This is a genomic window from uncultured Senegalimassilia sp., assembly GCF_934632265.1.
GTDB lineage: Bacteria > Actinomycetota > Coriobacteriia > Coriobacteriales > Eggerthellaceae > Senegalimassilia.
This window is the reverse complement of record NZ_CAKTYH010000210.1, coordinates 1-1588: the sequence shown is the minus strand read 5'-3', so window position 1 is coordinate 1588 and position 1588 is coordinate 1. Positions and strand designations below refer to the sequence as shown.

Here is a 1588-nt window from a genome sequence, read left to right as displayed (position 1 = left end):
GTCTAGCCATGCGGCTAGCCGAACAGGAAGCCGACACGGGGACGAACCCAGTCGCTCGAAGCGCCAGTGCAGCCGGCGTTGCCGCTGCCGATGACGTAGCACGCGAGGGCGGAAGAGCCACCGGCTGCGGAGCGCAACCACCAGCTGCACCGAGTTCCGTTCAGGCGGTGAGCTGTATCATGGAAGAGGTCCCACTGGCAATCAAAGCCGACGCTATAACCCTTGGTGCCCCACACGCACGTTCCGTACACCTCCGTCTCGGACAGCGAGAACACCTTGCCGATATCGGCCCAGCTCCAGGAGTTGGAGTCCGTGAGCGCGCCGGACGCGCTGTAGCGTTCCTCCAGCAGCACGCGCTGCGTCAGCAGGTACTTCGCGAGGTTCTCGGGCAAGCAGCCCTCGAACGCATTCTCCCAAACCTTGAGGTTGCACGCGAGATAGGGGTGCTTCTCCTCGGCGGTGCCCTGGTTGGCGTTGGTCTTGTTCCACTGCACGTAGCTGCTGTTGACCACGTCTGGATACGTTGAGCTTACCGCGATGGGCGCGGACGACACGAACGCCAAATGATGCCCCTTGCTGCGGTCGTCGCACCAAAGATAGGGGTCAACGTGCGCGAGCAAGAATCGCACGGACTGCTGCGAGGTGACGGCGGACGCGCTCACCAGGGAGACGTCCAGAAAATCGCCTATGCGAAGCCCGGCGAAGTTATTGTTCGCCACGCGCTTGTGCAGCGCGTCGTACACCGTGCCAGAGCCGATCTCGCCCGCCAGGATGGTGGCGATGTTCTGCCCGCCGTACTTGCCGAGCGCGGATTGGCGGTTGTACTCGGAGTTGGCAAGCGCCGTCTGCGCGTTTCTGCGCGCGGTATCGTCGATGATCTCGTAGCCGGTGCCGCCGACCACGAGGGTTTGTGCTTGTGCCATATGTGAACCTTACTATTTGAGGGTGATTGAGGTGCCGGATGCCGTGCAGGTCGAGCCGAAAGTGAGGGTGCTGCCAGACGCGCTGACCTTCGATGACGGGCAGTAGATAGCGCCGTCCGAGTATCGGAAATCGCCGGTGAGGTTCGCTATCTCTCCGTACAGGTCGGCTATCTGCTGCTTTTGCTTCGCCATATCGGACGAGCCAGCCGCGCCCTGGGCCACGTTGTTGGCGATTTGCAGCGCGGCGCTTGCGGCGGCGTTGGCGCTGGATGCCGCGCCCGATGCGCTCGCAGCCGCCTGGTTGGCCCTTTCGCTTGCGGCGTCTGAAGTCTCTTTCGCGGCGTTTGCGTCCTTCACGGCCTGCTCCGCCTTTACCGCGCAATCTTCCGCGCTTTCCTTTGCCGCAGCAGCAGAATCTTCGGCTTTTTTGGCCGCGCCTTCGCTTTTGGATGCATCGCCCGCTGATTGCTTCGCGCTGGCGGCGGAGCTGCTTGCCGACCGTTCGGCAGATTCTGCGGACCTTTTGGCAGCTGCTGCGCTAGCAGCAGACTCGTCGGCCGCTCCGGCGGAGGCCTTGGCGGAGGCTTCAGCCGCCGCCGCGCTAGCTTTGGACTCGTTTACCGCCGCAAGGGCATCCATCACGACATCGGGGGACGGGTCTGCAG

At 63.4% G+C, this 1588-nt stretch carries 2 protein-coding genes; both read right to left on the bottom strand.

The genetic code is table 11. The features are described 5' to 3' along the window. Window positions 1–14 precede the first annotated feature (14 nt). Window positions 15–923: a DUF6273 domain-containing protein gene (locus Q0H50_RS09540; RefSeq protein WP_294421716.1), complete on the bottom strand. Its 909-nt coding sequence runs from the start codon at window positions 921–923 to the stop codon at window positions 15–17. A gap of 12 nt (window positions 924–935) precedes the next feature. Then, on the bottom strand, window positions 936–1588 hold a 653-nt coding region (locus tag Q0H50_RS09535; RefSeq protein ID WP_294421715.1), incomplete at its 5' end, for a hypothetical protein.

Coding starts and splice junctions, on each gene's coding strand:
- Q0H50_RS09540 (WP_294421716.1), bottom strand. CDS start 923: ATGGCACAAGCACAAACCCTCGTGGTCGGCGGCACCGGCTACGAGATC.